Source organism: Candidatus Hydrogenedentota bacterium (assembly GCA_012523015.1).
GTDB lineage: Bacteria > Hydrogenedentota > Hydrogenedentia > Hydrogenedentales > CAITNO01 > JAAYBJ01.
Genome location: JAAYJI010000012.1, coordinates 1 through 2,778 on the forward strand (window position 1 = coordinate 1; position 2,778 = coordinate 2,778).

Below are 2,778 nucleotides of genomic sequence, written 5' to 3' on the forward strand. Positions count from 1 at the left end.
CATTATGGACTCCTTCGGGTTTTTGAACAGAACTATTGTACCGAAGATCTCTGTGATGTCCTCTTTTTTTGCACCGGTTGCATTTCAACCTTGAATCCGCCATGTATCAAAATTATACTTTTTTTAATGACTTTCACTAAAAATATGATATACTAAAGATGGCGTAGTGTATGACTATGATGGGTGCCGGCGCCGACATCCTCTTCACCGTGCTGAAGTCTTGTTCGGTTGGAGAAGCCGAATTTAGTTTAATAACATTTAAAAAAAGAATATTTACTACAGAAGCACGAAATTTAATATGGGATTGATTCCCCCTATTGATTGTGTATTGTCCTAAAAGATCTATAAAAAGTAAAGGGGTTCGTTATGAAACGCAGGTTTACTTGGAAGTGTCTTGTTATGCTTCTCGCTTTGGCAGGCGGAAGTGTACTTCCCGCACACGCTCATGATTACATGGTAAGCGATAATTGGGCTAATTTTGCAGCTCTTGCCTCACAGGCGCAGTCCATCATGGATGGTATGATGACCAAATACGTTGGCTGCAACCTATGGTCAACTAATTGTAATGGACAGACAGCAGTCTGGACGAGTGTGATGGGACAACAGGGACCGGGTTGGGTTCCTGTAGGTGAATATACAGCCGATCACGCGGCGGTACGCTGGGCGCCGGCGCGCACCTTTATTCCTGCTAATTATCAATGGGCGTTTCTTGAGGAAATACTGAAGCCGGGTGCGTGTGTGGAAGGCGTCGCGCCTGCCCGTGTTCAAGCGATCCGCAATGCCTTTAACGCGAATAAAAACAAGGTGCTTACAACAGAGATTACGCTCTACGGTGTCAATATCAGTGCTAAAGTTTTAGGCTGTAATAATAAGTTCACTCGTAATATCACTACGGGCGGATCAATCAGTATGGGTATTGAAGGGGGCCCTTTCTGCCCGAAAGTGTATACGATCAATGAAGGAATTCCTTCCCTTTTTGGCACAGCGAATAAAGGTCCCTTATTAAGCGACGCGCATCCCTTGCTTCGTGATCTGTTAGCGAATATGACCGCGGCCTATATGACCATTGGTGATCCCATGATCGTGGATTACTGGCACGCCTTTATGGGCCGGCTGGGGCTTACTTTTGTGCGTGAACTGCTTCCCGGTATTTTGAATAGTATCGGCAAATCCGATCGGTCAGATTATGGTGAATTGGGTCCTTTATTCTTGCAAGCCATGGGGGATGCGATTCACGATATTTCCTTGGATACGGAAAAGGGCAACAAAGCTTTCAACTGTCTTCCTTGGGGTAATTTAGACAACATTTATATTTCCCAGAATGTGAGCGGTATTCCTGTGATCGGATCGGTTACGATAAACGTGGACATTGCGGACAGTAATATTTGTCTTACCCTTCGCAATTTTGCAGATAAATTTAATTGCGCCAATTTTACCTGCCTGCCTGATTATCTTGGCGTACAGCCCGGTCAGGGAGATTTGAATGCAGACGGTACGCGAAACATTGACAGTTGGTTTAACAGCGGGCTTTCGCTGCAGGAATGGAAGCTGGCAGAAGGTATCGGCGGCTATCTTGACATTCTCGTCCAACCCACCCAAGCCGTTCTTCCGGTGAAGTATGGAGACCAACACTGGCTTCAGGTGGAAGGCGCGAGTTCCGCAACGATCGGTTATCAATGGTACTCGGGATATTCTCCCGATGAATTAACACCTGTTTCCGGCGCTACCACACAAGGGTTCTTCCCGACTATGGACGTTTACAGCGTCGGCGGAACCAATATGTACAAGTATTATCAGGCTGTATTGAGTGCGACTTACTGCGGCGCCCCTCACACGCTAGCGAGTGATTTAATTCAAATTAAGGGAGGAACACCGCCTGATATCGCCATTGACGATCAGCCGCAAGGCGGCAACTTTTTCCCGGGCGACGGCGTTAATTTGAGTGTTAAAGCGGGTGTAGCAGCAGGCAGCGGATTGACCTATCAATGGCAGAAATTTAATATGAGCACAGGCAGTTGGAATAATATGCCAGTGGAAACGAGCGGCGTATTAAGTTTCCCCAGTGTTACACCTGCGCAAGCGGGACGGTATCGGGTTCAGATCTCGAACCAAATAGCACCTTCTCCGCTTTATTCTAGACTTTCTGACGAAGCCGTTGTTAATGTTGCTCCGGCGATTATCACTGATCCCCAGCCCCAGGGCGGTGAGCTTTCTATAGGAGGAAATCACGAATTTAAAATCGGCGCATCTGTGTCAAATGGCGAATTGTCTTATCGTTGGCTGCGTAACACGGGACTTGGATTTGAGGATATATCGGGATGGGTGAGCGCCGGCGGCAAAACTTTTGAAGCTACTTGGGATATTACCAATGCAACAATTGGTGATGCCGGCATCTATCGCTGTCAAATTCGTAACGTCTACAACGTCTATGGTCAATATACCGTGTTTTCAAACGACGCGGTCATTACCATTAGTTCCGGTACCGTTTTCCGTGTGGATAAGAATAATCAACCCGGTGCGGTTCAAGATGGTTTGACTTGGCGGACTGCTTTTAAAACGATACAACCTGCTATTGACGCTGCGGCAAATACGCCGGGCGGCGGCGAGGTCTGGGTCGCCGGCGGTCCCCTTAATGGTGCTGCCACCGTGTACAATGAGAATCGGACTCAAAATTGGGGCGGTGTAGTCGGCTCTCTGATTCTCAAAGACAATGTACAAGTTTATGGCGGCTTTGAAGGGTATCGCTCGGGACAGGGTATACAGGAACAGTACCGCGAC

At 47.5% G+C, this 2,778-nt stretch carries 1 protein-coding gene; it reads left to right on the forward strand.

What is annotated here, in order from left to right:
• Nucleotides 1–366: 366 nt before the first annotated feature.
• The coding region (locus tag GX117_00670) for a hypothetical protein (GenBank protein NLO31859.1) at nucleotides 367–2,778 on the forward strand (2,412 nt) is incomplete at its 3' end.